The organism is Ignavibacteriales bacterium (genome assembly GCA_026390815.1).
Taxonomy (GTDB): Bacteria; Bacteroidota; Ignavibacteria; order Ignavibacteriales; family SURF-24; genus JAPLFH01.
Map to the genome: position 1 here is coordinate 1 of JAPLFH010000053.1, position 25,191 is coordinate 25,191.

Consider the following 25,191-nt stretch of genomic DNA (forward strand, 5'->3'; position numbering starts at 1 on the left):
TCACCTCCATTGATATATAATTCTCCGTTGCTAATAAGAGAAGATCCATTTAGAAAAAGAAAATAAGAAGGTGGATCTATTGTTAAATCATTTCCGGCAACAATTAAATTTTCTTCAACTAAATAATGACCTTGTAAATAAGTGCTGGTAATACTTCCTCCTATTACCTCCATATTTTCAAAGAAACAATTAGTATAAAGAAAATTGCCTTGGTAGGGTGAACAATCTTTACAAATTATTCCACAATACGCATTCTTGAAATGAGCAGCATAAACATAAAAGAATGAACCGGGATATAGCCTTATTCCATTTATTTTTTGTTCAGAAATAAATGGTGACTGAAAATCAAAAATGACCTTGTTTGGGTTCCATGTTGTTGTTGATGTTAACTGTCCGTAAACATTCAGGACAGAATTATTCAGTAAATTCAACTTTGCAATGGGATTTGTTGTATTGGTAATTATTGTAAGTGTTACTCCGCTTGGAATATTAATATCATTGTAAGCAATAATATTTCCGCAAATGCTTGTACTTGTCGTTATATTCGCAGAGAGATAATTTATAAAACTATAATCTGATTGAATCGATTCTTTGTTTGTATTATCTACAGCAGTTATTTTATAAAATACTTTATAAGCCTGATCCCCAATAAACGTTGTATCTGTATAGGTTGTTGTAGTCCCAGCAACGGTTGCCAAATATTGATATGTACTGGGAACACCCCCGGTCGTTTTTGCCCTGTAGATTTTATAACTAGCTAAATCTGTTTCTGTATTGCCAGCCCAAGTTAATACTGTTTGGTTTGAGGAATTATATGATGCAAAAAAATCTTGTGGTTTTGATGGTGGTAATGCTAGTGCAGAAGCATCTGTAGAGTACACCTTTACATTATACATACCTGCATTATTACTTATAAGTTCCAGGGAAATGTTTGAAGTACCACCAGCATAGGAACTTGGATTACTCCATGGGGTAAATAGTTGATTATAAGCTAAATTAAAAGCATCTGTACCATCTCCAAAGACATCTCTATTTAGAATATAGTTACTTGTTGGTGGGCTAGATATATTCGGATTAATATTCTCATGCCATTTATCCCACCACTGACCGTTCCAATAAATATTTAGCACATTTCTATCACTTTTCCCTGTGTTTCTATTTACCGCAGTTCTTTTGGCTAACGGCATAGTAGCTGGCCAGCCAGAAGGCATACTAATAGTTCCATCTAAAGCCCAATCCCAAGAACCATCTGCAGTTTTTATATCGACGGATGGGACCCAGTTATTGCCGTTTGTAATAAGCCAGATATAAATTCCGCTGCCAACAGTAGTAAAATTATAATTACCTTCGAATTCGCCACCTTTATTTATTTGGTCATACTTACTTAATCTTTGATGATTTTCTATAACAAAGAAAGTTGATGAAGTAGGGTTATTAAATGGAATAGGTATTTTTATTACATCACCGGTTTCAACAAAATCGCCTATAGTTATTTCTTGACCATCTGTTGTTGGAACAATATAATTAGTATATCTTAACCATTCTCTTTCCCAACCACTCATCATATAGGTACTCCCATAATAACTTGGCATTTCGTTAGATTGCGTTCCTGCCATTAAACCCCCCTGAATGGTATGATTTACTCCAAAGAGATAGTGCCCAAATTCGTGAGCAATATGAGTTATATAATCAAACTTTGGTGAAAATTTATTAACTGATGTTATTCCTCCTCTTTCTTTTGATGGATAATAACCACCTTTAATTACTTTTCCATCATGCGTTGTAAAATCACTTGCTAAATTTAGTGTTGATATCCCACCCGAAAGCCCGAGAGTCGAATGTTTACGCCTATATATAATTATAAGCATGTCTAAATAACCGTCTCCACTCCCTTCAGAAAATATATAGCTGCTTCCTGTTAAATCCCAGTTATCATATCTTGAAAAATCTGTTATATTTATATTTAATTCGGTAATAACATCCAGATTTGCCTCCCCATAACTCTTATCACTGGTTATATGAACTAGGTTTGGATATATATCTCCAATGAAATCAAAACTTCCGTGAGATGCCTCATCGAAAAAATCTGATAGGGTCTCGTCACTATATGTAGAAAGAACAGTATTATCTATAAAACTATTTGCCCATGTTGGTAATTGGTTTAAAGGCCAAACGGGATTTGGTTCAACATCAGAATCAAACTGCGCAAATGCAATCAAAACTCTAAAATATTCACCCGCACTGTTTTTTGCAGGTTTATATGCCCCGCTGCTTCCTGCTAAAGCCATAGTTCTTGATAATGTTGATTCATTATTATCAATCATATCACAGCTAGGAGTTTGATAATTTTGACTAAAAATATTTTGAAAATTAATAAGAAGTGCTACAATTAGTAAACATATGAATTTCATTTTTCCCTCCGAAAAATAGTTTTTGTGTATTTATTTTATATTAGCACCTATGACGCTTATTTTATTAGGATCATTTTTCTTGTAATTCTGTTTTTATCCGTAATAAGTGTATAAAAATATAACCCTGAAGATAGTTTGCCTGCATCAAATACTACTTTATGTTTCCCGTTAACTTGATTTTCATTTACAATCTCACTCACTTTTTCGCCTATCGAATTATATATTATAAGTTTTACAAAAGAATAATCTGGTAAGTAATATTCTATATTTGTAACCGGGTTGAATGGATTGGGGTAGTTTTGTAATAAATATATTTCAGCAGGAAGATTGTTTTTATTTTCAACTGATGTAAATGTAGTATCACCATAAACAACACCATCAATAACACAACCCCATAAGTAATCCATAAATTCTTCAAAAGATCCTCGAATCATACCGAATTCTTTTGTCCATAACTCCGAACTCTGTATAAAGTTATTAGTATCTTTTTTACCTATATGGAATACAATTACATTTGTACCAAAAACATTAGCAGTGAATGTATCTATAACAGTGCTTATATAATAGACATCACCATTTATTATTTGCCCCCAGGAATCACCATACTTAATATTTGTTTTAAAATATCTAAAAAGTGAATCAGGATATTCATAAGAATTTGGATAATAGTATGCGTAAAAACTATCCTTAGTAACGGTATAAAGCTGTCCTGTTTCGTCCAATATAGATTGATTGGTTATTTTATAAGGAAGAGGTTTGTAATTCAATTCAACTCGAAAATATTTTTTACCATTTATTTCAGTTAAACTATCGATTACAGTATAGCGAACGGACTCATCTGGATCTGGCGATCCAAAACTTGCACCTCTATAGGTCCAGGAGTTCCCTACTTTTAATGGCGCAACATGAGTTACTAACTGAGCAACTAATGCTATGGGAAATAAAAATATTAAACTAGTAAGAAATATTATTTTCATTTTCATTGCTCTTTTATTAAGCATTCATAATGTGCTATTTAATTAAATTCATTTTTTATGTAATTCTGTTTTTATCCGTAATTAGTGCATAAAAATATAACCCTGAAGATAGTTCGCTGGCATCAAATACTACTTTATGTTTCCCGTTAAATTGATTTTCATTTACAATCTCACTCACTTTTTCACCTATGGAATTATATATTACAAGTTTTACAAAAGAATAATCTGGTAAGTAACATTCTATATTTGTAACCGGGTTGAATGGATTAGGGTATGCTAATATTTCATGGTCATTATAACTATTTTGTTTATGATTATCTTTAATAGCTGTAATAATATCATATCTATTATTGTTTATTATGGCTCCTGCAAGGTACCAGTTCGGCGCTAATTCTGCTAATTCTTCAAGCAATCCCACACCTCTTGCAATCCAGATAGAACCCCAACCTGTTATTGTATTCCATTGTGTGTCAATAATGCCCTCATTCCAAAAATCGCCAATTACTACATTTGTAAATAATTTTGTCTGAATTGGAATAGAAAATAGAGGATAATATTGGTATAAAGTTTCTTGGACACCTGAAAAATAGTTTTCATTTTGACTGTCAAATAAACAATATAAATCCCAAAACGAAGAATCCTTAGCGCCAAAATCATAGAATAGTTCTTCATAATCATTAGTATCGCAATACCAGATGTATTGATAAACATATCGATTATTTTCCACACGTTGAAATATGGTATCTCTATCCCAAATATATCTCTTATGCGATCTGACAACAGCAAAATAGTTTTTATTATTAGCCATTGTAGTATCATAAACTACCCATCTATACTTTGTTTCTAACGCATTAGTATAAAAATCATATCCTTGGTATTCCCAAAAATCACCTACTTGCAAAGGATAACATATTGCGGTATCCAATTGGCTAAAAATTGAATTAAAGTTTGCTGTGAAAATAAAAAGGATCAAATATTTTTTCAATGTTTACCTCTCAATACTTGTGTCACTACAGTCGGTTATTAATAGTTTTTTTTATATAAAATTTAAAATACTGATTTCATTCGCAATATTTTACAAACGAGATAAAATCTACTATTAATACTGATACCCGGAATTACAATGTTATAGGAAAAATTTCTGAAAATATTTTTTTCTAACTCTGTTATTGAACTTCAAAAATTTGCAGTTTATTTTACTACCATTTTACTTAAGAATTTTAAAACGTAGAGTATTGCTTTTCGTATATTATCAACAGATAATTACTAAAATAAAATGTTGTTGCAGGATATAATATATTACTCACGGTTTAATTAATCCGTTAGTTTATGAGCAAATAATTACGGTGCAACAATTTTTAACATATCCGACTGCTGCCCGACCTGCTGATCATCGCAAAGATAGTATGCATAATACTGCCTTTCTTCAGGTAATGCAGCATTTAGTTTTGCCCTATTGTCTTCATACGGTGATGAAGTATCAACCGCAAGAAAAGTAAAATCAGGTTCGCTTCCTCTTTTTGAATAGATCTTTACTCCATTCATTTTTTGTTTATCAAAACTAATTACAATATTACCGCCTACAATTTTACCTTTAAGTGTTGGTTTAATTGTTTCTAAATCGTCCGGCGCTTCTTCGGTTCCTATAATACCTAACTCAAGTCCCATTGCTTCTGTGTAGCCGTTAGAGGATTTTATTTTCTGTGCAATCCGCCTTATTTCTGCAACGGCAAGGGCTTTTTTTGCAGCGTTATTTTCAACTGTAGCTTTGCTTTCTGCTTTCTTTAAGTTCATATCAGCATAAGCAGTTCTGTGGCTGGCTATAATGGCTAAAGTATTATTTGTTTCTTCTGCTGTTATACCCAGTAATGTAGTTATGCCCGGTAGCTTTGTAACGAATGTTAGTTCGTGTGCATCAAGACTGCCGTCTTTTGTTGGAATGTAATCCATTTTCATTTACTCCTCAATTGTTAAAAATATTTATTAATTATTTTTTAATAAGGAAAAGAAGACGTAAGGAATTGGAATAATACAGAGGTTATTCCCCAGTTAGAAAATCTATTTATATAATCTTTCATATATATCCCACGTTTATATAATAAAGACAATGTAATTTGTACAGAACAATTTTCTGGAAACAAGTTAGATTTAAAAAATAAAACATGCAAGGGTGAAATAAAATTTTACCGACAATAAAATACTCTCAACCTTTGCAGTAAGAGTAAGAGCAAGATTAAGACTGAACTTTAACTTTTGCGTAAGAATAAGTTATTCAAATATTTAAGATTACAAATTCTTTCAACTCTTCAACTGTTGTAAAAATAAAATCGCTGTCTCCTTCAAGCACTTCATCTTTTGCGTAACTATCCCAAACAACAGAAGCTATTTTTATTCCTGCAGAATGAGCAGCTTTAATATCTGCAGGTGCATCACCTATTAATAAAATTCTTTCCTTTTCAAGATGAAATTCATCAACAAATTTTAAGATACCTTCAGGATCAGGTTTATGGTTTACAACATCATCACCTGTAATTATTAAATCAAAATAATCATAAATGTGCAGCAGCTTTAGCGTAATTGTAGCAGCTTCCCTTCCCTTTCCTGTAAATACACCTAATGGGATGTTCGAAGTTTTAATCATTTTAAGAATTTCTTTAATTCCTGGATAAAGACCGGCAAGTTTTATATGATGGCTGTTATAATAATCGAAGTAATCCTTGCGTGCATTTTCATAATTTTCACCAGTTAGTTCTTTTAAAATTACTTCTTCAGTCGGACCAAAGAATTCGACTAGCTCCTCTGGTGAAAAGATCCTGTTGATATATTTTTCAGTTACATAGTTGAACGAATTAAATATCAACTCATTTGTTGATGTAAGCGTTCCATCAATGTCGAACAAGATTCCATCAAAGTTTCGCATAAATCTCTTTCTAATTATTTAATTTAAACACCGATATGTTACCATCCATATTCAAGGCGGCAAAAACATTTTCTTTTATTTGCAGAACTGAAAGTATCCTTGCTGTCCCCAAAAATAATACTTGTTTGTAACTGTAATCTTTGTTGATAGAATAAACAATTCCTTTTTCTGATCCGAAAACAATCTGTCCATCGGCATCATAAAGAGTAGAAGGCATTGTATCTTCACCAAACTTCAAGTCAATTTCTTTAATAATCTTTCCATCTTTTGCAGAAACTATAAAAAATTTATCCTTGAAACTTTTGATTAACAGATTAGATTTGTCTTTAGTTATCCCAATTGCCTCCCAACTATTTAAATTGCTTTTTCTCCATACAGTTCTACCCAAAAGAAGATCAACAGCCGATACATATTTGTCCGGACCTGTAACGTAAACATTCTTTCCATCGCTAACTGGAATACAAGCTGCGGGAGAGTAATAGAAATTTTTGTTATCAGTCCATTTCCAATTCATCACACCGGAGTTCGCATCGATGCAGTAGAGATAATTATCCCAGCTTCCAAAAACAATTTTATTATTAACATAGAGCGGTTGAGTTTCACTCATACCGGTACAATTTTTATTTTCCCAGATCGGCTCTAATGAATTAAGATCATAGCAAAGTAATTTCCCAGAAGAAGTTCCAATTACAATTACAGTTTTCGGTTTCTGTCCGGTCATCAACAATTTTTTTCCCAGGTAATTGAATGTAATTAACTGAGATGTAATCGGTTCACCAAGACCAATAGTTTGTATTTGCTCACCCGTTGCTGCATCAAGTGTAATTAAATCTCCTCTTACATTTCCAACTGCAAGAACACCATCATCAATTACAGGGCGACTGAAAACCGGTGCGTAAGTATCGTACTCCCAAATCAATTTTCCATTCAGATTAAAACAAGAGACTATTCCGCTTCTGGATGCAATATATATTTTGTCATTCCAGATCAAAGGAGAAGCAACATAAGTTCTTTTCAATTCCTTGCGCCACAAAAGCTCTGAGTTGTAATTTTGAAATTGAATAGAATCGATCTCAGGAATTATTTTCTTATTTATTTTGCTAACACTTCCCCAAAGTTTTGGTATGCTGTCTTTATTGATTTCGGAAAAAGCAATTGTATCTATTCTGTTTTCAACCTGAGTGTATCCCCAGCTTCCACCGCGATTTAGTGCAGAACGTCCCATGGCTCCAGCAATTCCATTAAAGTTATAAAGTTTGTTAGCGTGTCCGTGTCCGACTAATATTGCAGCTACATTTTTGTTTCTTAATCGGTTAGTAACTTCAAACCAGTTATCAGTTTCAGAATCAAGTTGATGATGAAGAACTAAAATAATTTCCTGTTGTGCATTTGTCTTTGATAAAACCTGATCCAGCCATAGCAAATCTTCAGCAGAAATATGTCCGCCTCCACCGCGCCATGGAATACCGCTGCAAAGACCGATGAACTTTATATTTTCAAAATCAAATTCAAATTTATCTTCTTTCCACAGATCGGTAAATTTTGTACATGCCGATTCGCTCCATTTGGTATCGTGGTTGCCGGGAACGATATAATATTTTACTTTGAGACTATCGAGAATCTTTTTAGCTAATTCAAGTTCTTCATTTCTACCTTTCTCGCTAATATCGCCGGTGGCAATAACAAATTTCAGATCTGTTCTCTTGTTGATGTCGCGAACGATTGTAATCAAATCAAAATCAGCTTTAGGATAGCCGATGTGAAGATCAGTAATCCAGCCAAACTTGAAAGACTGGGCAAATAACTGGATGCTAAGAAGGAATAGAATGTAAAATGTTGAGATAATTTTTTTCATGTTTTCTTAAATGCTTTTTACAAATTTAAGAAAAATGATACTGTAATTCTTATTAGAACTTTTTATCCTTCCAATTGTTAAATAACAAAAGTTTTATATTCTCATTCTTCATTGAAATTAGAAGCACCTATCGGTATATTTTGATTGGTTAAAATAACAGGAATTGATGGATCACTTACGGAATTTTTGCATTATTGCACATATAGATCACGGTAAATCTACTATAGCCGATTGCCTTCTTGCCAGAACCGGTACAATTTCGGAAAGAGAGTTAGTTTCCCAGGTGCTTGATGACCTTGATTTGGAACGTGAGCGGGGTATTACTATTAAATCGCACGCAATCCAGATGAAATACAAAGCAAACGATGGGAGAGAATATACTTTGAACCTGATTGACACACCGGGACACGTTGATTTTTCTTACGAAGTTTCGCGCTCGCTCGCAGCTTGCGAAGGAGCTCTGTTAGTCGTAGATGCGGCGCAGGGAGTTGAAGCACAAACAATCAGCAACCTTTATCTTGCCATTGAAGCCGGATTAGAAATAATCCCGGTCATCAACAAAATTGATTTACCAAGTGCAATGGTGGATACAGTTAAAGGACAAATTATTGATCTTATCGGATGCGAAGATAGTAGCATTTTGCTTGCGAGCGCAAAAACACGCATTGGGATTGAAGAAATTCTTGAAGCTATTGTAAAAAGAATCCCGCATCCAAAAGGTGAAATTGAAGAGCCGCTGCAGGCGTTGGTATTTGATTCTATCTTTGATGCCTATCGTGGCGCAGTTGCTTATGTAAGAATTTTCCACGGGATTCTAAAAGAAAAAGATCAAATAAGATTTTTTGTAAATGATAAAACTGTTCTTGCCGAGGAGATTGGTATCCTTGGAATGAAAAGAATCAAAACGAAGGAATTGGTTGCCGGAGATGTTGGTTATGTAATTGCCGGCATCAAAGACGTTCACGAAACTAAAGTTGGTGATACAATTACACTTGCCCGGAATGGTGCTGAACATCCGCTGCCTGGCTACAAAGAAGTTAAGCCGATGGTTTACAGCGGTCTTTATCCAACTGATGCCGATGATTACGAAGATTTACGAGATGCACTTGATAAATTCAGATTAAACGATTCTGCTTTAGTTTATTCGCCGGAAACTTCTGCTGCATTGGGATTTGGTTTCCGCTGTGGTTTCCTTGGTATGCTTCATATGGAAATTGTTCAGGAAAGACTTGAGCGGGAATATGATCAATCAATTATAAACACTCTTCCAAACGTTGAGTACCGGGTTTATTTGAAGAATGGCGATTTAAAGATTGTTGATAATCCTGCGGAAATGCCGGAGGTTGGGCAGATTGAACGAATAGAAGAACCGTATGTTAAAGCGCAGATTGTTTGTCCCAGCGAGTATGTTGGCAATTTGATGAAGCTTTCTATGGATAAGCGCGGCATTTATAAAAACACGACATACATTGATCCGACCCGCGCGGATTTAACTTATGAGTTTCCCTTAGCAGAAATAATTTTTGATTTCTATGATAAATTAAAATCGATGAGCCGCGGTTATGCTTCGTTCGATTATGAGTTTCTTGGATATCGCGAATCTGATTTAGTGAAGCTGGATATTCTGCTGAACGCTGAATCTGTTGACGCACTTTCCTTCATCGTCCATCGTATCAAATCTTATGAGTGGGGATTAAAAGTCTGTTCGAAACTTAAAGATTTGATACCGCGTCAAATGTTTGAAGTTGCAATTCAAGCAGCGATTGGTTCTAAAGTAATTTCGCGCGCTAATGTAAAAGCATTAAGAAAAAATGTTTTGGCTAAATGCTACGGCGGCGATATTACTCGAAAGAGAAAACTGCTTGAGAAACAGAAGGAAGGTAAGAAACGAATGAAGCAGGTTGGCAATGTGGAAATTCCACAGGAAGCGTTTTTAGCTGTTTTACAAATTGAAGATTGATTAAACTTAGCGTGCTTTACGCCTACTCTGCTCCCGCTTAGCGGGACTTTGCGGTTAGATTTTCAACTACAGAAGATGCAAAAGAAAAAAATAATGGAGGATTTTTTGGACTGGAAAAAAGCATTAAGAAAATTTTTCGGAATTAGAACTGAAGAAGAATTAAAACAGAAGGAAGTTAAAACACCAAAGCAAAAAGCTAAACACTTTGTTGAAACGTTGTTGTTTGCTTTTATCGGTGCAATGCTAATAAAAACTTTCCTGCTGGAATCATCACGGATTCCTACTGGTTCAATGGAAACTACAATTCTTGTAGGTGATTTTGTTTTAGTAAACAAAGTTATTTATGGTTCATCTTCTCCAAGAACAATTCCATTTACTGATGTTAGGTTACCATATTTCACAACACCTTCTTTCCGCGAACCAAGGCATAAAGATGTTATTGTCTTTGAGTACCCCGGTGACAGAGAACAGTATAAACCGGATGTTGTTCTCAGCTATGTAAAAAGATGTGTTGGATTACCTGGTGATACAATTCAGGTTAAAGATAAAGTTCTGTTTGTTAATGGCAAAGAATTCTGGCGACCGCCACACATTCAATATCTAACACCTCAGCCAATGCCGGTTGGATATGTTAACCCAAGAATTTTTCCAAAAGATGCGCCATGGAATGAGGACAACTATGGTCCGCTTTACATTCCAAAGAAAGGTGATGTAATTAAATTAACCATTGATAATGTTGATCAATGGAAAACAATTATAGATCGTGAATTGGAAAAAGAGGATGCTGTAACAGTTGAAGGCAACCAAATCCAAATTGATGGCAAACCGGTTACATCCTATACCTTGCAGGATAATTATTATTTTATGATGGGAGATAATCGGGATAACAGTTTGGATAGCAGATTCTGGGGTTTTGTTCCAAGAAGTAAAATAGTTGGAGAAGCTTTAATGCTTTATTGGTCGTGGGATCCATCAATTCCATGGTCGCAATTTTTCGATCTTCTCGGTTCTGTTAGATTGAATAGAATAGCCAAACTAATACACTAATGAATTGATACCGGTTAATCGATAAAACCTGTTATTTGAATCGGATATTAAACCGTTGAACTCGTCAACCTCTGGTTGAACGGTTATATTTGTTGGGTGATTTTAATAAATAAAATTTTTAATTCAAACACGCATTGATAAATTAAATTTCTAAGACAGAATTGACAGAAGAAACTAAACACGAAAAAAGTCCGACGGAAAAAATCAAAAGTTTTATCAGAGGACTTTTCTTCGCCATTCTGATCGCTTTCATTTTAAAGACTTTTTTTATTGAGGCTGTTAGAATTCCTACTGGCTCAATGGAAAATACGCTGCTTGTCGGTGATTTTCTTCTGGTAAATAAATTTATCTATGGACCAACCTCACCACGATATATTCCACTTACAGACATAGAACTTCCCTATTTTACATTACCTGCGATCAAAGATCCGCACCGTACTGATGTGATTGTTTTTGAATACCCGGGCGATAGAGATCGATTATTTCCGGAAGAAAAAGTGAATTATATAAAAAGATGTGTGGCTTGTCCCGGTGATACAATCAAAATCGTAAATAAAATTATTTATGTAAACGGCAAAGAATTTTTTAAACCTGAAAAACTCCAATTCACCGATTCCAGAATTCAACCACCAACTTTTAACGATGCAAGAATATTTCCAAAAGGTTCTGGGTGGAATGCTGATAATTATGGACCGTTAGTTGTTCCTAAAAGTGGTGATGTTATTTATCTTACCAAAGACAACATTGAACAATGGAGAACTTTGATTAATAGAGAATATGGAAAAGCTGCAGTTCAGGTTGAAGGAAATTTTATTAAGATTGATGGAATAGCTGTAAAATCATACACCATTCAACAGGATTATTATTTTGCAATGGGAGATAACCGCGACAACAGTGCCGACAGCCGGTTCTGGGGATTTGTACCCAGGGATAAAATTATTGGAAAAGCTGCAATCATTTACTGGTCGTGGGATCCAGCATTAACAAATATTTTTGATCTTCTCAAATCGGTTAGATTAAATAGAATAGCAAAATTAATAGAGTAGTTAATTGGAAAAACCTTCGAGGTTCTCAAAACCTCGAAGGTTTAAACGGGTTTTACCAGGTTACTGCTCAATACGGGACAAGATTATTATTGAATATTACTTGCATCTTTCTAAAAGTTTTGAAATATTGCAACTGGATTTATTAAAAAGGTAAGTGTTAATTTAAAAAAGGGAAAAGTTTTGGAAGGTTTGCAATATTTAATTGATGAAAACGGTAAGAAAAAAGCGGTGTTATTGGATTTAGATGTTTACGCCGATAAATGGGAAGACATCTATGATATTCTTGTTTCTTATTCACGAAAAAATGAAAAGAAAGTCAGGTGGGAAGACTTAAAGCATGAAGTATTCGGGGCAAAGCAAAAAGCGAATTAAATTTGATGTAGAATTTTTAAGTTCAGCCGCTAAAGAATTCAGAAATTTACAGCATCAGGTACAACTATCTGCAAAAGAACACATTGATAATCTAATCACTAACCCATATTCATATAAATCAAAGAAGTTAAAAAATTCTAATCTTTACAGAATAAGGATTGGAAAATATAGAATCATTTTTTTTATCGAAGAGAAGCGAAGCAAAATTATTATTACAAAAATAGGTCATAGGAAGGAAGTATATAGGTAATAAAATATAGAATACATAAAAAATTAACGTAGTCTTTGGCTATGTTCTTATCCGAAAACTGGTAAATTTCAGGTATAAAGGAACAAATAAAAAGGTTGTTTCTTTTTTTGTTTTAAAAAAATCATTAAAGTTCTTTTTGGGGCTGGCAAGGTCAACACCTTGCCAGAGTTTAGTTTTGGCAAACTTTCGCTGTCAATAAAATTTCTTAACTTCAACTTGATTTTAATATATGTAAAACACCATAAAAACAAAAAGTTAAGAAAGTTATAGTTTGTTTCATCCGAATATCAATTCATATTTACGTTTTATTGCCATTAAATTATTTGCCAAACCGGAAATAAAGCAAATTGCTTTCAGCTTGCTGCCAGTCTATTGTAGTTGCCTCACTTGTTTTCCACTGCTGTGTTGCCTTATCAAATTGCCTTATAGTTGATTTAACTCTTTTTACGTATGGAGAAGATGCAGCATAGTACGATTGATGCAAGAACTTTTCCATATCAAGACTCATCTTTTCAATGGGAAGATTTTGCAGTTCCAGTTCATCCTTAACTTCGTAATCCGGGGGCGACCAATAAGTTTGCGTTGCTATCAGGTTTTCAACTTCAGTTACATCAGAAGAAACCTTTCCAGAAATTGATCCAGTGTAAAAAGATGAATCCTGCCCATAGACTAACACAAAATTATAATTATATGTAAATGATGTACCGGACCATTTTAACTGCATTGAAGGAATTGTATCAGCCTGATTCAGAAAAACCATATCACCACCGCAGGAAACACACTTTTCAGGCAGCCAATTAAAATGACACCTGAGATGAATGTACATTTTTGTACAGCTAAGCAGTTCAGAAAGATCACCAATAATAATATCCGCATATGAAAAAGCAAGTGAAACCAATTGCCCGGTTGTGTTATCATACAAATTACATTGAATAGAAAAATAACCTTCTCGTGTATATGTATGGGTAACAGTGCTATCATTTATTTTAATTACATCCGGAGTGTCGTCTCCAAAAGTCCAAACATACTTTGCATTATTCGGAGCGCTGCCATTAGTACGCGCATAAAAAGTTAAAGGTTCATCCGGTTCAGCATTTATTTTAGGCGGATCAATATAAAATACTTTACTGGTTATTGTAAGCCATTTGAAATCGAGATAACCTGGTTTATTACCATTATATCCAACAATATAAAAACCAAGTTTATTCGTTCCAGGTTTTAACTTTAAGATGGCATGACCATCATTCCCACATTTTGCAATTGTATCTCCAAGTTCATTATAAACTTCAAAGTACTGTAAATGATTAGTAAAATTGATATAGCCTGTACATCCTTCGGAATAACAATCGATAGTTAAAGTATCTTTATCAATGATCATTCCCTCATAGAGTGGCATTCCATCCGCAGATCGCCTTAGTATGTAATCAGGAAAAGTGTAGGGCGGGATTGTTCCAATAGTGCCATCTTTAAATTCTTTAAATCTCGAACCTATTTGTGACCAGTTTATATAAGCAGTTTTAGCAAAATATCCAATCTCATCAAAATTGATTGATGATGTAGAAGCATTTAACGAAGAAGGATATGGAATAAATTTTCCATTTGAGTACTCAATTTTTCTTATTGATTTATCACCTGTTTTTGGTATTCTGTTATTTGGAAAATTAGGATCTGCAATATAAAGTGCACCATCATTCATATTAACTTCATAACAAATTACAGCATGTGCTGCATTATTTGGTTGGCTTTGTCTTATTAGAACAAACTGCGGCTCATTTGTTAAAAGCATTGATAAAGCGAAAGCCTTAAGAGTTAAATCAGGGTGATTAAACTGGTAAATCAGCATTTTAATCCAGTCATCCCAATTAAAATCTCTTTGAATAACCGAAGCAAATTTATAACCCTTAGGATTATCTTGCCAAAGCAAATTTGGTTTTGTATTATCATTTACCAGATCAAATTTATGAAACAGAGAAGGCTCACCTTTTAATTTTTGTTCAATATAGTACCACATCGCGGTCATACTTTGCCCGGCACATTGTCCTCCAGTTGCAATGTAACTTCCATAATTTATAAACTCCCAATCGTCATACCCTGGTTGAAAACCACAAGTAATGGCGCCTAAAGATTTTAATTGTGCCTCATCAATAGAGCTAATTATGATGTTGGCTAAACTCATTTCACTTGCGGCTTTTTTCAATCCTGCTGCTGAAGTGCTATTAGAATTAAAATGTCTTGTAGAGATTTTTATTGAATTGCTGTCAAGTTCCTCAATTGGTAAACCTTCCAGCTTTCCTGTTTTTTCATCATAGAAAAATCCCATTGCAAAATGACCTTTAGGCAATTTGATTGGGATTTTTACCATTATTCCGTAATTGGCATATCCACCTTCATATTTTATTTTAATCATTGGAGAAATCGGATTAAAATATTGTCCGAGCTGGTGAGTTTTTATTTCTGCATAAGAAACGCTGAAAGTTTTACTTTCATTAAATGAATTCGGTGGAACTGTTATTTCCATTTCATCTAACGGATCACCGGTTCTGCTAATCTTAATAGTTCCACCACCTGTATTAACCACTTGGTTTATTAGATCGACGGAAGTACCTAATTCAATTTTGTTGCTATTTCCATCACCAGGTTCGGTTGGATTATCAGATTTTTTACAGCTTGAAAAGAAAAGAAAAAATGCCGCAAGAATTAGAAAAAAATAATTTTTCATGGCTTACCCTGCTATTTTATCTGCTGAAAAATAATTTAGATTTCTACTAAAAGTCAATAGCGCAATTGCATCATTTCAATTTTAACTTGCAAAGAAGTTTGATTGTGTTTTATTACTCTTATAAAAAAAGGCTGCAATTAGCAGCCTCCAAAATTTTAATGAGAACTAATTATAAAAATCATTTTAGCTACCAGTAATCTGAAAAAGATACTTCAATGGAAGGTTCATATTCAGTACTATTCCACAAAGTGGAACCATATGAACTCTCCCCGGTAATTTTTCCATCTTTGTCTTTAGAAATTTTTGTCCCGGAAATTACGGTCATATGCGATTGAACTCCACTCCCCTTTAATTTATAAATAACACTATTAAGAACAAATGGAGGGTCTTGTGTAAATGAATCGAGTTGTATATTGGTTCCGGCAAGTTGTTCTGTCTCTGTATATGTAGTTAGGTCATAAAAAGCATAGCTTGCTGATACAGAAGCAGAAAAGCTTAACATTGTTCTTCCATCATTTGATACTGTTCCTGTAAATTGTAATGTTCTGCTGCCCGATTTTGCTCCCTGATAAATTGCATCCAGAAAGGTACCATTTGCGGTAAAGGTATTCCCGTTCCAAACAACAGGGATTTCCGTAGAAAGATTTGCATTACTTGCCATATACATCATCATACCAAAAGAAGCCCCGGTGGATGATAAATGATCTCCGTATAAAGTAACATCAGCAGCGGTGCATTTATGTAAGATGTCTATTATGTTAACGTTATTAATTTTAGCTGTGGTAGTTGCAGAGCCAACAAGTTTATTATTGGAATTATCATACAATTTTACTTCAACAGAGAATTCACCTTCTTTAGTAAATTTATGAACTACAACACTATCATTATTCTTTGTAACCTCACTGGTTTCATCACCGAAAGTCCATACATACTTGGCGTTTTGAGGTGCAGTGCCATTGGTTCTTGCAGTGATTGTAACATCTTCATTGGGTTTACCTGCAATTGGATTTGGATCAATTCTAAGAGACGAATAATAAATGTTGAACCATTTGAAATCCAGAAAACGCCATTTATCATTGCCAATACGCCCTTGTATATATAGTCCTAATTTATTTAAACCAGCTTTTAATGGTATTACAGGTATTCCCTTGAATTCATCTGCCTGTACGGAAATTTTATTCCCCTTATCGTTAAAAACCTGGACCCACAGATAAGACGTTCCGCCAATACATGCTGAAGCAGGACCATTACCATAAACTTTCAATGTATCCTTTTCTGTATTCATTTGGTCAGTTAGTTCTTTATCATTGTCATTTTTTATTTTCAATTGATATGCAGGAAATAAGTCATTCCCAATGGTTTTATTCTCTACTTCAGTCCAGCGTTGTCCAATTTTTTCGAACGAGAATAAAGAGGACTTTGCTACATAGTTTATTTCCGGGTATATCGTGGGGGGATCATTAGCGTTTGCCTTTGACTCATAAGGAATAAACTTTCCATCGGAGCCCAACGAAATAAGACGTGAATAACTGGAGGGAAAATTAGGATCAGCAATTGACAAGACACGAAAGTTCGTCTTGTAGACAATCATCGCATGTCCACCAGTAGCATTCCAAATCTCTGTTAGCTGAGGTTGCTTTGTTAGATGAATTGCATAAGCAAAAGCAAGATAATGCAAACTATCGCGGGAAAATCTTTTAGTACCAATATTATTAAAGTTTACAAGCCAAGCTTGCCGGGTTGCTGGGTTCTGGTCTTTCCACACAACTGATGCAAATCTAAAACCTCCAGGATTATCCTGCCAAAGGTCCCCCGGAATTGTTTCGAAGCGCCCATATAGTGATGGTTCATTCATACCCAATTTATGAACATTATAATACCACATTGCCGTCATGCTTTGTCCTGTACAATGACCGCCTGGCGCAATATACGATCCGTAGTTCGCAAACTCCCAATCATCTATACCAGGCCGGAATCCAGATTCCTGTAGTTCGAAGAGCTTTGATGTTTGCATTGAAGCGGCGATGATATCAACATACGTCTTTGGAGCCATAATTCCATTACTGCTTAATTGTTTTCCTAAGGATTTACCATTGCTTAAATGATTACCAGAAAAGTGCCGGGTTGCCAACACAATTTCATTGTCGTTAATTGCAATAACTGGTATGCCTTCCAGCTCACCTGATTCTTCGTTGTAATAGAAACCCATTGCAAATTGTCCCGGAGGAACTGTAGCAGGCAGCTTCAAAGTCATAACAGAATCAGCATAACCGCCACCATAGTCTATTCGAATCATTGGTGTTATTGGATTAAAGTCCGGACCAAATTTATGCTCCTTTATTTCTGCATAACTAATTTTGAAATTTTTTGTTTGTGTAAATGCACTTGTTGGAACAATGATTTCCATTCCATTTAATTTATCTCCAGGTTTATCTACTTTAATTGTTCCACCTGTAGAACCAATAGATTGAGTTTTTAAATCGATTGATTCCCCAACAGTAACTTTGCCTGAATTCTCTTCCGGTCCGGTTGGATTATCGCTACTCTTTTTGCAGCTTGAAAAGGATATTAGAATTGCTCCAACAATTAGTAAAATATTTTTTTTCATGACTTCCCTGCTTTTAATAATTAACGCTTCAAAATAAGCTTTAATCTTCAGAAAAAACAATGACACATTTGTGTCATAATTTCAATTATAAATATTTGGCAACATCAATTTTTATTGGTTGGAAGTAAAAAACAGAAATTTGTGTTAATCAAATTCAGTTTGCCAGTCGTCGGTTTCATTCTCAGCAAAAAATCTTTTTAATTGATTGAGGGTTATTCTTCCTGTTGATAAAGTAAGGTCTTGAATTTCATTTAAGTTATAGAAATCGACTCCGTTTGTTTCATTGCTTACAGTTTCTATTCCACCCACAATTTCGCAATAGAAAAATGCCTTAAAAACATGGAATGGATAAGGTGGCAAGTGCCCTTGTTTGTCGCGATCATATAATGCCAGCAGTTTGTTAGCTTTTACTCTAAATCCAGATTCTTCAAAAACTTCTCTTTCAACTGATTGGGATGGTGTTTCATTAGGATCTGCCCAACCACCCGGAAGTGTCCAACCTCCATCAAGGATTTCTTTAACCAGAAGGATTTTATTATCCCTGAATACTACTCCGCGAACATCAATTTTTGGCGTGGCATAACCTTTCTCCTGGCTGAATAAATGTTCGATGATTTCAGAATCGACACTTGTGTGTGCAGACATTATCTCTGCTGCAATCTTTCGGATGGAATTATATCTTTCTTCATCAAATTGATTTTGACAAAAAGTTAAACCGTTCTGTGCTATTGCCTGTAACTCGCGCGCCCATATAAGCCATTTGGGGATCATATAATTTTCCTGATAATTTTAGTTGTAAAGAAAATAATTTATTAGGAGACTTCAAAATAAGAAACGGCGAAAATACGAATCGGAGAAACGGGGAATTAGGGAATCGGAGACTTGGAGGAGATGAGTTAGCTAAGAATAATTGGTTAGCAGAAGCTTAGTAAGTTAACTCCAAATTCCAGATGCTGGTGGTTTACCATATAACCAATCCAGCATCAGGAATCTATAATAAAGATTTACCTCATTAAAACCATTTTACGTGTTTGTGTAAAACTACCGGAATTTATTGAATAAAAATAAACTCCACTGGAAACAGAATTACCAAAACGATTCTTTCCATCCCAGGCAATCTCATAGGTACCAGCAGATTGCTTAGAATTAACTAACTCAGAAACTTCTTTACCATTTATATCGTACACAATAATTTTAACATGCTGCTCTTGTGGAATGCTGTATTTTATAATTGTTGTAGGATTAAATGGATTTGGAAAATTTTGTTTTAAGAAAAATTCCTTTGGAGCGTCAGCAACATCATCAACTCCAACTGCATTAGCATTAACAAGAATACTAACAGGAAGAGTTATATTTCCACCATTACTATTAATTATAACCTGTCCCTGATAATTACCTTCGGGTACTCCATTAGCATCGTAAATGATATTGATGCGCATAGAACCACCTGGTGCAATTGAACCACTTGAAGGAATTGCCGTTAGTTTGCTGTTACCTCCACCGGTTACTGTAATTTGTGCCTGGGTTTGTCCTGTCCCTCCTTTGTCATCAGTTACAGTTAAAGTAAATGTGTAAACATTCGGTTGATTATAGGAATGAGTTTCCATTTTTTGACTGCTTGTAGTCTGATCACCAAAATTCCAGGAATACTGCACGATTTGTCCATCATTATCAAAAGACTGTGAAGCATCAAAATTAATCGATTCGCCAACCTGTGCTGTAGTTTTAGAAACAGATGCAATTGCAGTAGGATTTTGATTTCCACCTCCACCAGCCAATGTTCCAACTGCTCTTATTAGAAAAGCACCATTCTGAAATCCATTTGTTCCACTAAGATCTACAAGAGCGGTACCTGCTTCATTTACATAGAAACTCTTTCCTGTTACAAGTCCATTCTTATCTACACCAGCCGGAAAAGCAATAAAACTGAAATCTGTTTCTACTAAAATGTAAAACTTTTTACCTGCCGTAAAATTTAGTGCGGGATTAAGATTAACTGTAAGCCATTCACCCTGAGAAGATAAATTAAAGGTTATAGTTCCTTCAGCAATTTTTACTAATGCGTCATCCATAACTGCCACATACACATCGTTTGTTAAAGCTGTTTCTGTGCGCATATAAAACTCAAAGCTGTCCATAGTTAATCCTTTTGTACCCAGATCAAATTCATTAACCCAGGCAAAATTACTTCCGGTACCCCAACCAAAAAAATCATCGGATGTTTGATTACCATCATCAAGAACAAGAATATCAGTCCCTAAACCAGATGTAGGTGAGGATTTTTTCAATTCGAATTTTCTGCTGTCATTATTAACATAACCTGGCTTATTACCAGAGCTATTATTTGAAAAACTAAATCCCGAAGGTACTGGTTTGGCAAGCACATTAATCATTGCAGTATTTGGTTTGAATGAAGAAGCCAATCTACCATTTGCTGTAATATTAAAGTTCAAATCCGCGGTGCCTGTGTTGGATAAAATAAAATTAGTGGAGCCTTTTTGTCCTGGCTTTGCTTCTACATTTAATTGCTGTGAGTTAACAGATGCAACTGCATTTCCCGTACTGCTGCCCGAATTTGTAACAAACATACCTCTGCCATGTGTTGCGGCAACTATCTTTCCATCAGACTTTCTGGAAGCGATATAATTAACTACTACATTTCCAATTTCATTTGCTCCTTCCTGCACCCAGTTAGTGTTTGCACCGTTCAATTGGGAAGTTGAAAAAACACCAATACTGGTTGCCACCAAATAAAGGTTACCATTGTTAGTTGGTAAAATTGATGCCGCTCTGATTGACGGTCCCGGGTTTTGTTGTGTGCCTTCCAGGTTACCTTCAATGGGTTCGTAAGTTTGCCCACCGTTAGAGGAATGATAAAGTCCAACAACATTATAATTTGAATACACAACAATAATTTCATTTGCATCATCCGGATTTACTGCAATATGATGAACATACGCTCCTTGTGCAGAATTTGGAACTGATATTTCCTGTCCAGGTCCATTTGCTGTATTTGAATTTTCGAGACGATAAATTTTAGGTGGATCTTGCCGGCTGCTTAATCCATAATATAAAACGTGTCCAGGATTTTTGGAAGCCATTAATGTTGAAATTAAATATCCTTCGGGAACACTAACTGTCATTTGAGACCAGCCAACTGTTGTTCCTGATTGTTCAAAATTGGGAATGCTGCCAAGCTGATTATTTCTCCATAATACATTTGAAGCCGGATAATACATTACATTTTCATCAACAGGATCGACAACAAAAGGTGTAATAAAAAGTTGGTTAGTGGCATTTTTAGGTAATATAGAAGACCAGCCTAAATTAAAATCAGGCTTACCCAGATTGTCATAAGTAACTCTAACAACGTTACCTTTTTGAGATGAAGTATAAGCAAAGTCCTGCCCAAAATAAGCATAAGAACCATCACCTGAACTTACATCAGTAGAGGCACTTGTTGTTGTACCATCAAAAGTAAAGAACGGACTGCCATTATCCTGTGCACCACCCATTAAGCGATTATCATTTGGTTTATCCGGTATTGCAACCATATAAAATTGTGTTACATTGTAACCATTATTTTTCTTTTCCCAGGGAAAATAATCGGCAAAGGAATTATTTCTTACATCTGTTGTGTAAGTTAAACCACCATCATTACCCCACCACATTTTATTAGGATTGGTTGGATCGAAAGCAAATGAATGAATATCTGGATGAAAGTTAGGATAACCAAAAGTTACAGTATTATATCCTCCAATCCAGGTGTTTTTCATATCAGTTGGTTTTGTAGCAAATCCATCTGTAGTTCTGAATAAACATGTACCGGCAATCAAAATAAAATTTTCATCATCAGGCTTAACTGCAAGTACCATATCATAATTACCCTGTGTAGTTAAAAAACCATTTTTTTCTGCAACCCCACCTTGGGCTGAAAAGTCAGGAAGATTGCTAGTTCTATCTTCTGCTGCGCCTGTACCAAAATTTAATTTATAAAACCGCACATCTTCGCGACCTTTTGCATCAACATTGCCAGTGTTGGTAAAAGAATAAAACACATTTGTATTTGAAGGAGCAAACGCTAATACGCTGCGATAATGACTCTGAGGAAAATTATTTGGTGTAATGTTTGTCCAATTGTCCCCATCATTAACTGATTTGTAAATACCCGGATTATCTTTAGCTGTAACTCCTTGGAATGGAACTGAAATAATTGCCGCTAATTTGCCATCGGAAGATACCGCAACATCACTAAATATATGCTCATTAGTTCCACCAAGAACATTTGTAAACGTATTACCACCATCTTTTGATCTAAAAATTCCAGCACCGTTTTCTGCCACATACACATTTCCAGAAACTGGATGCACAACAACTTTTATAGCATAATCAAAGTCACCATCCCATGCTGTTGGATTTGGACTTGTTGTACTTTGTAAAACATTCCAGCTTTCACCATTATCTGTAGATTTAAATACTCCGTTGCCAAAGAAAAATGCAGTAAAGCCCTGGTCAGTAGCTGAATTGGAAGAGAATTCACCAGTTGTATAATACCAGGTATCTGTATGTCCAGCTCGTGGATCCTGGGCAAGAGATGTAACACTTAACAACTGGCTGGTAGTGCTTTTAATTTTCCAGGTTTGTCCGTTGTCTGTTGATTTCCATATTCCTCCGGAAATACCGCCGGCAATAATTGTATTTGAATTAGTAATATCCACTGCAAGAGCGCGTGTCCTCCCGCCAACATCGTAGGGACCTGCTTCCTTCCAATTTAGTGATTGCGTTGAAAAAACTTTGTTCAATTTGTTTTTTTCTGACATAAGTTTTGCAAATTGCAATTCGCGTTTTCTTATGCTTGGAGGTATTTTTCCAGTTGCTGGATCTCTAAGCAGCATCTGGAAATATTCGTCCCTTTCCTTTGCTTCATTCAACTCTTCCGGTGCGGATGCTTTAACCATCTCTTTAAATGATGGTATATTTGCTTTCATAGAAAAGGAATACCAAATAATAACTGAAGCAGCAGTTAAAGAAACAAATAGAATTGTTTTTAGGTTGTATATTTTTTTCATATTTCTATCCTTTGTTATTTATTTACTTTAATTACATTCCAATAAGAATTGTTAGTTTCATTCATCCTGGAATAATTTTGAATCAATAAATTGTATTCACCATTAATTTTAATTTCTAATTCAGTTTTTGCTTTTATTGTTTTTATCAAATCATTTGAAAAATGAATCTCAATGGTAGAACCGACTGGCAAAGGTTGTGTTGCTGCACCGTAACTTATTATTTCAAATATTTCTAAAATGCCGTTCAGTCCATCAACTTCTTCATTTAATTCTTTAATTTTTCCTGAAACAAATGCCTGAGATGGGGCAATATTTTTGTATGAATTTTCTTTTAGTAGGTTCTGCTCAAATGAATTTGTTTTATTTGTACCTTCTTGTTTGGAGGATGACGAGCTGCAACAGGAAGAAATATTGAACAGAATTATGCTTGGCAATAACAACTTTTTTAAAGCAAAATTTAGAGTTTGACTAAGATGCATTTCCATTGAATTTTTTATTTTCATAATAAAACAAATCTATTTTATTTTAATGCAGCGTAAATAATCAGATAAGAAGAAAACCGCTTAACTACTTTTTTATATATTTTCAGGAATTGATTCTAATAGTGCCCTTTATTATAAGATACGTTTATTTTATATTAAGTCAAGTTTATTTTGTAAAAGTTTTCTCCAATAATAACCGGTACTTAAATATTTCATTTTCATTATATTTCACAAGAGTTATTTAACAATACGAGGTTTAAGATGGCAGAATTTGATCTTAAGAAAATCCAGAGCATTCTTACCAAAATGAATTTTGATGCGTGGCTGTTTTATGATTTCCGAGGTTCTAACGATTTAGCTCATCAGATATTAAACATTTCACCAGATGCTCATCTTACAAGAAGATTGTTTTACTTTGTTCCTAAGAACGGTACACCAATAAAAATATTAAATGGTATTGAAGCTTTTCATTTGGATCACCTGCCTGGTGATAAACTTACTTACTCATCGCATGCATCATTACATCAATCTCTTACAAAAATTCTTTCAAATGTAAAAGTTGTAGCGATGGAATATTCTCCGATGAATGCAATTCCATACGTTTCTAAAGTGGATGCGGGAACAATAGAATACCTTCGAACATTTGGAATCGAAATTAAAAGCAGTTGCGATTTGATTTCAATGTTTGGCGCACAATGGACTGAGGAACAATTCGTGGAAAACAAAGTAGCAGCAAAAGCCTTGTATGATATTGTTAATTTGTCTTTCAACTTTATTAAATCTGAAATTCTTGCAGGAAAAACATTAAACGAATACACGGTTCAACAATTTATTCTTGCTGAATTTAAAAAGAGAAATATGATAACAGATTCTGATCCGATAGTTGCAGTAAATGAAAATAGCGCAAACCCACATTACGCCCCGGATAAAGAAACACATAAGAATATTAATCACGATGATTTTGTTCTGATCGATCTTTGGGCTAAGAAGAACACTCCAAAAGCAACAATGGCAGATATAACATGGACTGGTTTTCTTGGTAATTCTGTTCCAGATCGGTATAAACATATTTTTGATATTGTTTCAACGGCAAGGGATGCGGCTTTTAATTTGGTTAAGGAAAGATTTGCTGAAGGAAAAGAAGTTCGTGGGTTTGAAGTGGATGACGCAGCAAGAAAAGTAATTGAAGATGCTGGCTATGGCGAATTTTACATCCACAGAACCGGACACTCAATTACAACGGAAACACACGGCAGTGGAGCTCATATGGATAACTTCGAAACTAAAGATGAAAGACTGATTTTACCATCAACTTCCTTTTCCATTGAACCTGGTATTTATTTATTGGAGGATTTTGGTGTGAGAAGCGAAATTGATGTTTTTATTACTTCGGATGGTAGAGTAATTTGTACTGGAGGTGAAAGGCAAAAGGAAGTTGTGGCTATTTTAAAGTAAATTTTTCGAGATGATATTGC

16 protein-coding genes are annotated in these 25,191 nt (G+C 34.7%); 5 read left to right on the forward strand and 11 right to left on the reverse strand.

Annotated features, from left to right (window positions below):
• The 6 genes from NTX22_15860 to NTX22_15885 form a co-directional block, all read right to left on the reverse strand.
• Positions 1 to 2,411, reverse strand: a 2,411-nt coding sequence (locus tag NTX22_15860) for a hypothetical protein (protein ID MCX6152001.1), incomplete at its 3' end; no start/stop codon positions are given.
• Positions 2,412 to 2,467: 56 nt separating this feature from the next.
• Positions 2,468 to 3,388 (reverse strand): T9SS type A sorting domain-containing protein, encoded by a 921-nt coding sequence (locus tag NTX22_15865; protein ID MCX6152002.1) that lies wholly within the window; start codon positions 3,386 to 3,388, stop codon positions 2,468 to 2,470.
• Between the two features lie 55 nt (positions 3,389 to 3,443).
• Complete coding sequence (locus NTX22_15870) at positions 3,444 to 4,373, reverse strand: T9SS type A sorting domain-containing protein (GenBank protein MCX6152003.1); 930 nt, start codon at positions 4,371 to 4,373, stop codon at positions 3,444 to 3,446.
• A gap of 356 nt (positions 4,374 to 4,729) precedes the next feature.
• A complete protein-coding gene (locus NTX22_15875; protein MCX6152004.1) occupies positions 4,730 to 5,344 on the reverse strand; it encodes a hypothetical protein in 615 nt (204 codons plus the stop codon).
• Between the two features lie 316 nt (positions 5,345 to 5,660).
• Positions 5,661 to 6,308, reverse strand: coding sequence for an HAD-IA family hydrolase (locus NTX22_15880; protein ID MCX6152005.1), 648 nt, complete (start codon positions 6,306 to 6,308; stop codon positions 5,661 to 5,663).
• Positions 6,309 to 6,318: 10 nt separating this feature from the next.
• On the reverse strand, positions 6,319 to 8,163 hold the full coding sequence (locus NTX22_15885) for a PQQ-binding-like beta-propeller repeat protein (protein MCX6152006.1): 1,845 nt from the start codon (positions 8,161 to 8,163) through the stop codon (positions 6,319 to 6,321).
• A 166-nt stretch (positions 8,164 to 8,329) separates the two neighbouring features.
• On the opposite strand from NTX22_15885, the gene lepA reads away from it, so the two are divergent.
• The 4 genes from lepA (at position 8,330) to NTX22_15905 (ending at position 12,588) form a co-directional block, all read left to right on the forward strand.
• Positions 8,330 to 10,123: a translation elongation factor 4 gene (lepA, locus tag NTX22_15890; GenBank protein ID MCX6152007.1), complete on the forward strand. Its 1,794-nt coding sequence runs from the start codon at positions 8,330 to 8,332 to the stop codon at positions 10,121 to 10,123.
• A gap of 105 nt (positions 10,124 to 10,228) precedes the next feature.
• Positions 10,229 to 11,170 (forward strand): signal peptidase I, encoded by a 942-nt coding sequence (gene lepB, locus NTX22_15895; protein ID MCX6152008.1) that lies wholly within the window; start codon positions 10,229 to 10,231, stop codon positions 11,168 to 11,170.
• Between the two features lie 161 nt (positions 11,171 to 11,331).
• Positions 11,332 to 12,216: a signal peptidase I gene (gene lepB / locus NTX22_15900; GenBank protein ID MCX6152009.1), complete on the forward strand. Its 885-nt coding sequence runs from the start codon at positions 11,332 to 11,334 to the stop codon at positions 12,214 to 12,216.
• A 180-nt stretch (positions 12,217 to 12,396) separates the two neighbouring features.
• Positions 12,397 to 12,588 (forward strand): hypothetical protein, encoded by a 192-nt coding sequence (locus NTX22_15905; GenBank protein ID MCX6152010.1) that lies wholly within the window; start codon positions 12,397 to 12,399, stop codon positions 12,586 to 12,588.
• 569 nt (positions 12,589 to 13,157) lie between these two features.
• On the opposite strand, the gene NTX22_15910 is transcribed toward NTX22_15905, so the two are convergent.
• The 5 genes from NTX22_15910 to NTX22_15930 form a co-directional block, all read right to left on the reverse strand.
• A complete protein-coding gene (locus NTX22_15910; protein MCX6152011.1) occupies positions 13,158 to 15,557 on the reverse strand; it encodes a PKD domain-containing protein in 2,400 nt (799 codons plus the stop codon).
• A 187-nt stretch (positions 15,558 to 15,744) separates the two neighbouring features.
• Complete coding sequence (locus NTX22_15915; protein MCX6152012.1) at positions 15,745 to 18,165, reverse strand: PKD domain-containing protein; 2,421 nt, start codon at positions 18,163 to 18,165, stop codon at positions 15,745 to 15,747.
• Positions 18,166 to 18,309: 144 nt separating this feature from the next.
• Positions 18,310 to 18,936, reverse strand: coding sequence for an NUDIX hydrolase N-terminal domain-containing protein (locus NTX22_15920; protein ID MCX6152013.1), 627 nt, complete (start codon positions 18,934 to 18,936; stop codon positions 18,310 to 18,312).
• A 233-nt stretch (positions 18,937 to 19,169) separates the two neighbouring features.
• Positions 19,170 to 23,234, reverse strand: a complete 4,065-nt coding sequence (locus tag NTX22_15925) for a PKD domain-containing protein (protein MCX6152014.1) — start codon at positions 23,232 to 23,234, stop codon at positions 19,170 to 19,172.
• A gap of 14 nt (positions 23,235 to 23,248) precedes the next feature.
• Positions 23,249 to 23,737: a hypothetical protein gene (locus NTX22_15930; protein ID MCX6152015.1), complete on the reverse strand. Its 489-nt coding sequence runs from the start codon at positions 23,735 to 23,737 to the stop codon at positions 23,249 to 23,251.
• A gap of 240 nt (positions 23,738 to 23,977) precedes the next feature.
• Between NTX22_15930 and NTX22_15935 the strand changes: the two genes are divergently transcribed.
• Positions 23,978 to 25,171 (forward strand): M24 family metallopeptidase, encoded by a 1,194-nt coding sequence (locus NTX22_15935; protein MCX6152016.1) that lies wholly within the window; start codon positions 23,978 to 23,980, stop codon positions 25,169 to 25,171.
• The last annotated feature ends 20 nt before the right edge of the window (positions 25,172 to 25,191 follow it).

What these genes read in the sequence shown, in the direction of transcription:
- NTX22_15925 (MCX6152014.1), bottom strand. Translation starts at nt 23,234, where the DNA reads ATGAAAAAAATATACAACCTAAAAACAATTCTATTTGTTTCTTTAACT.
- NTX22_15885 (MCX6152006.1), bottom strand. Translation starts at nt 8,163, where the DNA reads ATGAAAAAAATTATCTCAACATTTTACATTCTATTCCTTCTTAGCATC.
- NTX22_15930 (MCX6152015.1), bottom strand. Translation starts at nt 23,737, where the DNA reads ATGAAAATAAAAAATTCAATGGAAATGCATCTTAGTCAAACTCTAAAT.
- NTX22_15920 (MCX6152013.1), bottom strand. Translation starts at nt 18,936, where the DNA reads ATGATCCCCAAATGGCTTATATGGGCGCGCGAGTTACAGGCAATAGCA.
- NTX22_15875 (MCX6152004.1), bottom strand. Translation starts at nt 5,344, where the DNA reads ATGAAAATGGATTACATTCCAACAAAAGACGGCAGTCTTGATGCACAC.
- NTX22_15880 (MCX6152005.1), bottom strand. Translation starts at nt 6,308, where the DNA reads ATGCGAAACTTTGATGGAATCTTGTTCGACATTGATGGAACGCTTACA.
- lepA (MCX6152007.1), top strand. Translation starts at nt 8,330, where the DNA reads ATGGATCACTTACGGAATTTTTGCATTATTGCACATATAGATCACGGT.
- NTX22_15915 (MCX6152012.1), bottom strand. Translation starts at nt 18,165, where the DNA reads ATGAAAAAAAATATTTTACTAATTGTTGGAGCAATTCTAATATCCTTT.
- NTX22_15935 (MCX6152016.1), top strand. Translation starts at nt 23,978, where the DNA reads ATGGCAGAATTTGATCTTAAGAAAATCCAGAGCATTCTTACCAAAATG.
- NTX22_15910 (MCX6152011.1), bottom strand. Translation starts at nt 15,557, where the DNA reads ATGAAAAATTATTTTTTTCTAATTCTTGCGGCATTTTTTCTTTTCTTT.
- NTX22_15865 (MCX6152002.1), bottom strand. Translation starts at nt 3,388, where the DNA reads ATGAAAATAATATTTCTTACTAGTTTAATATTTTTATTTCCCATAGCA.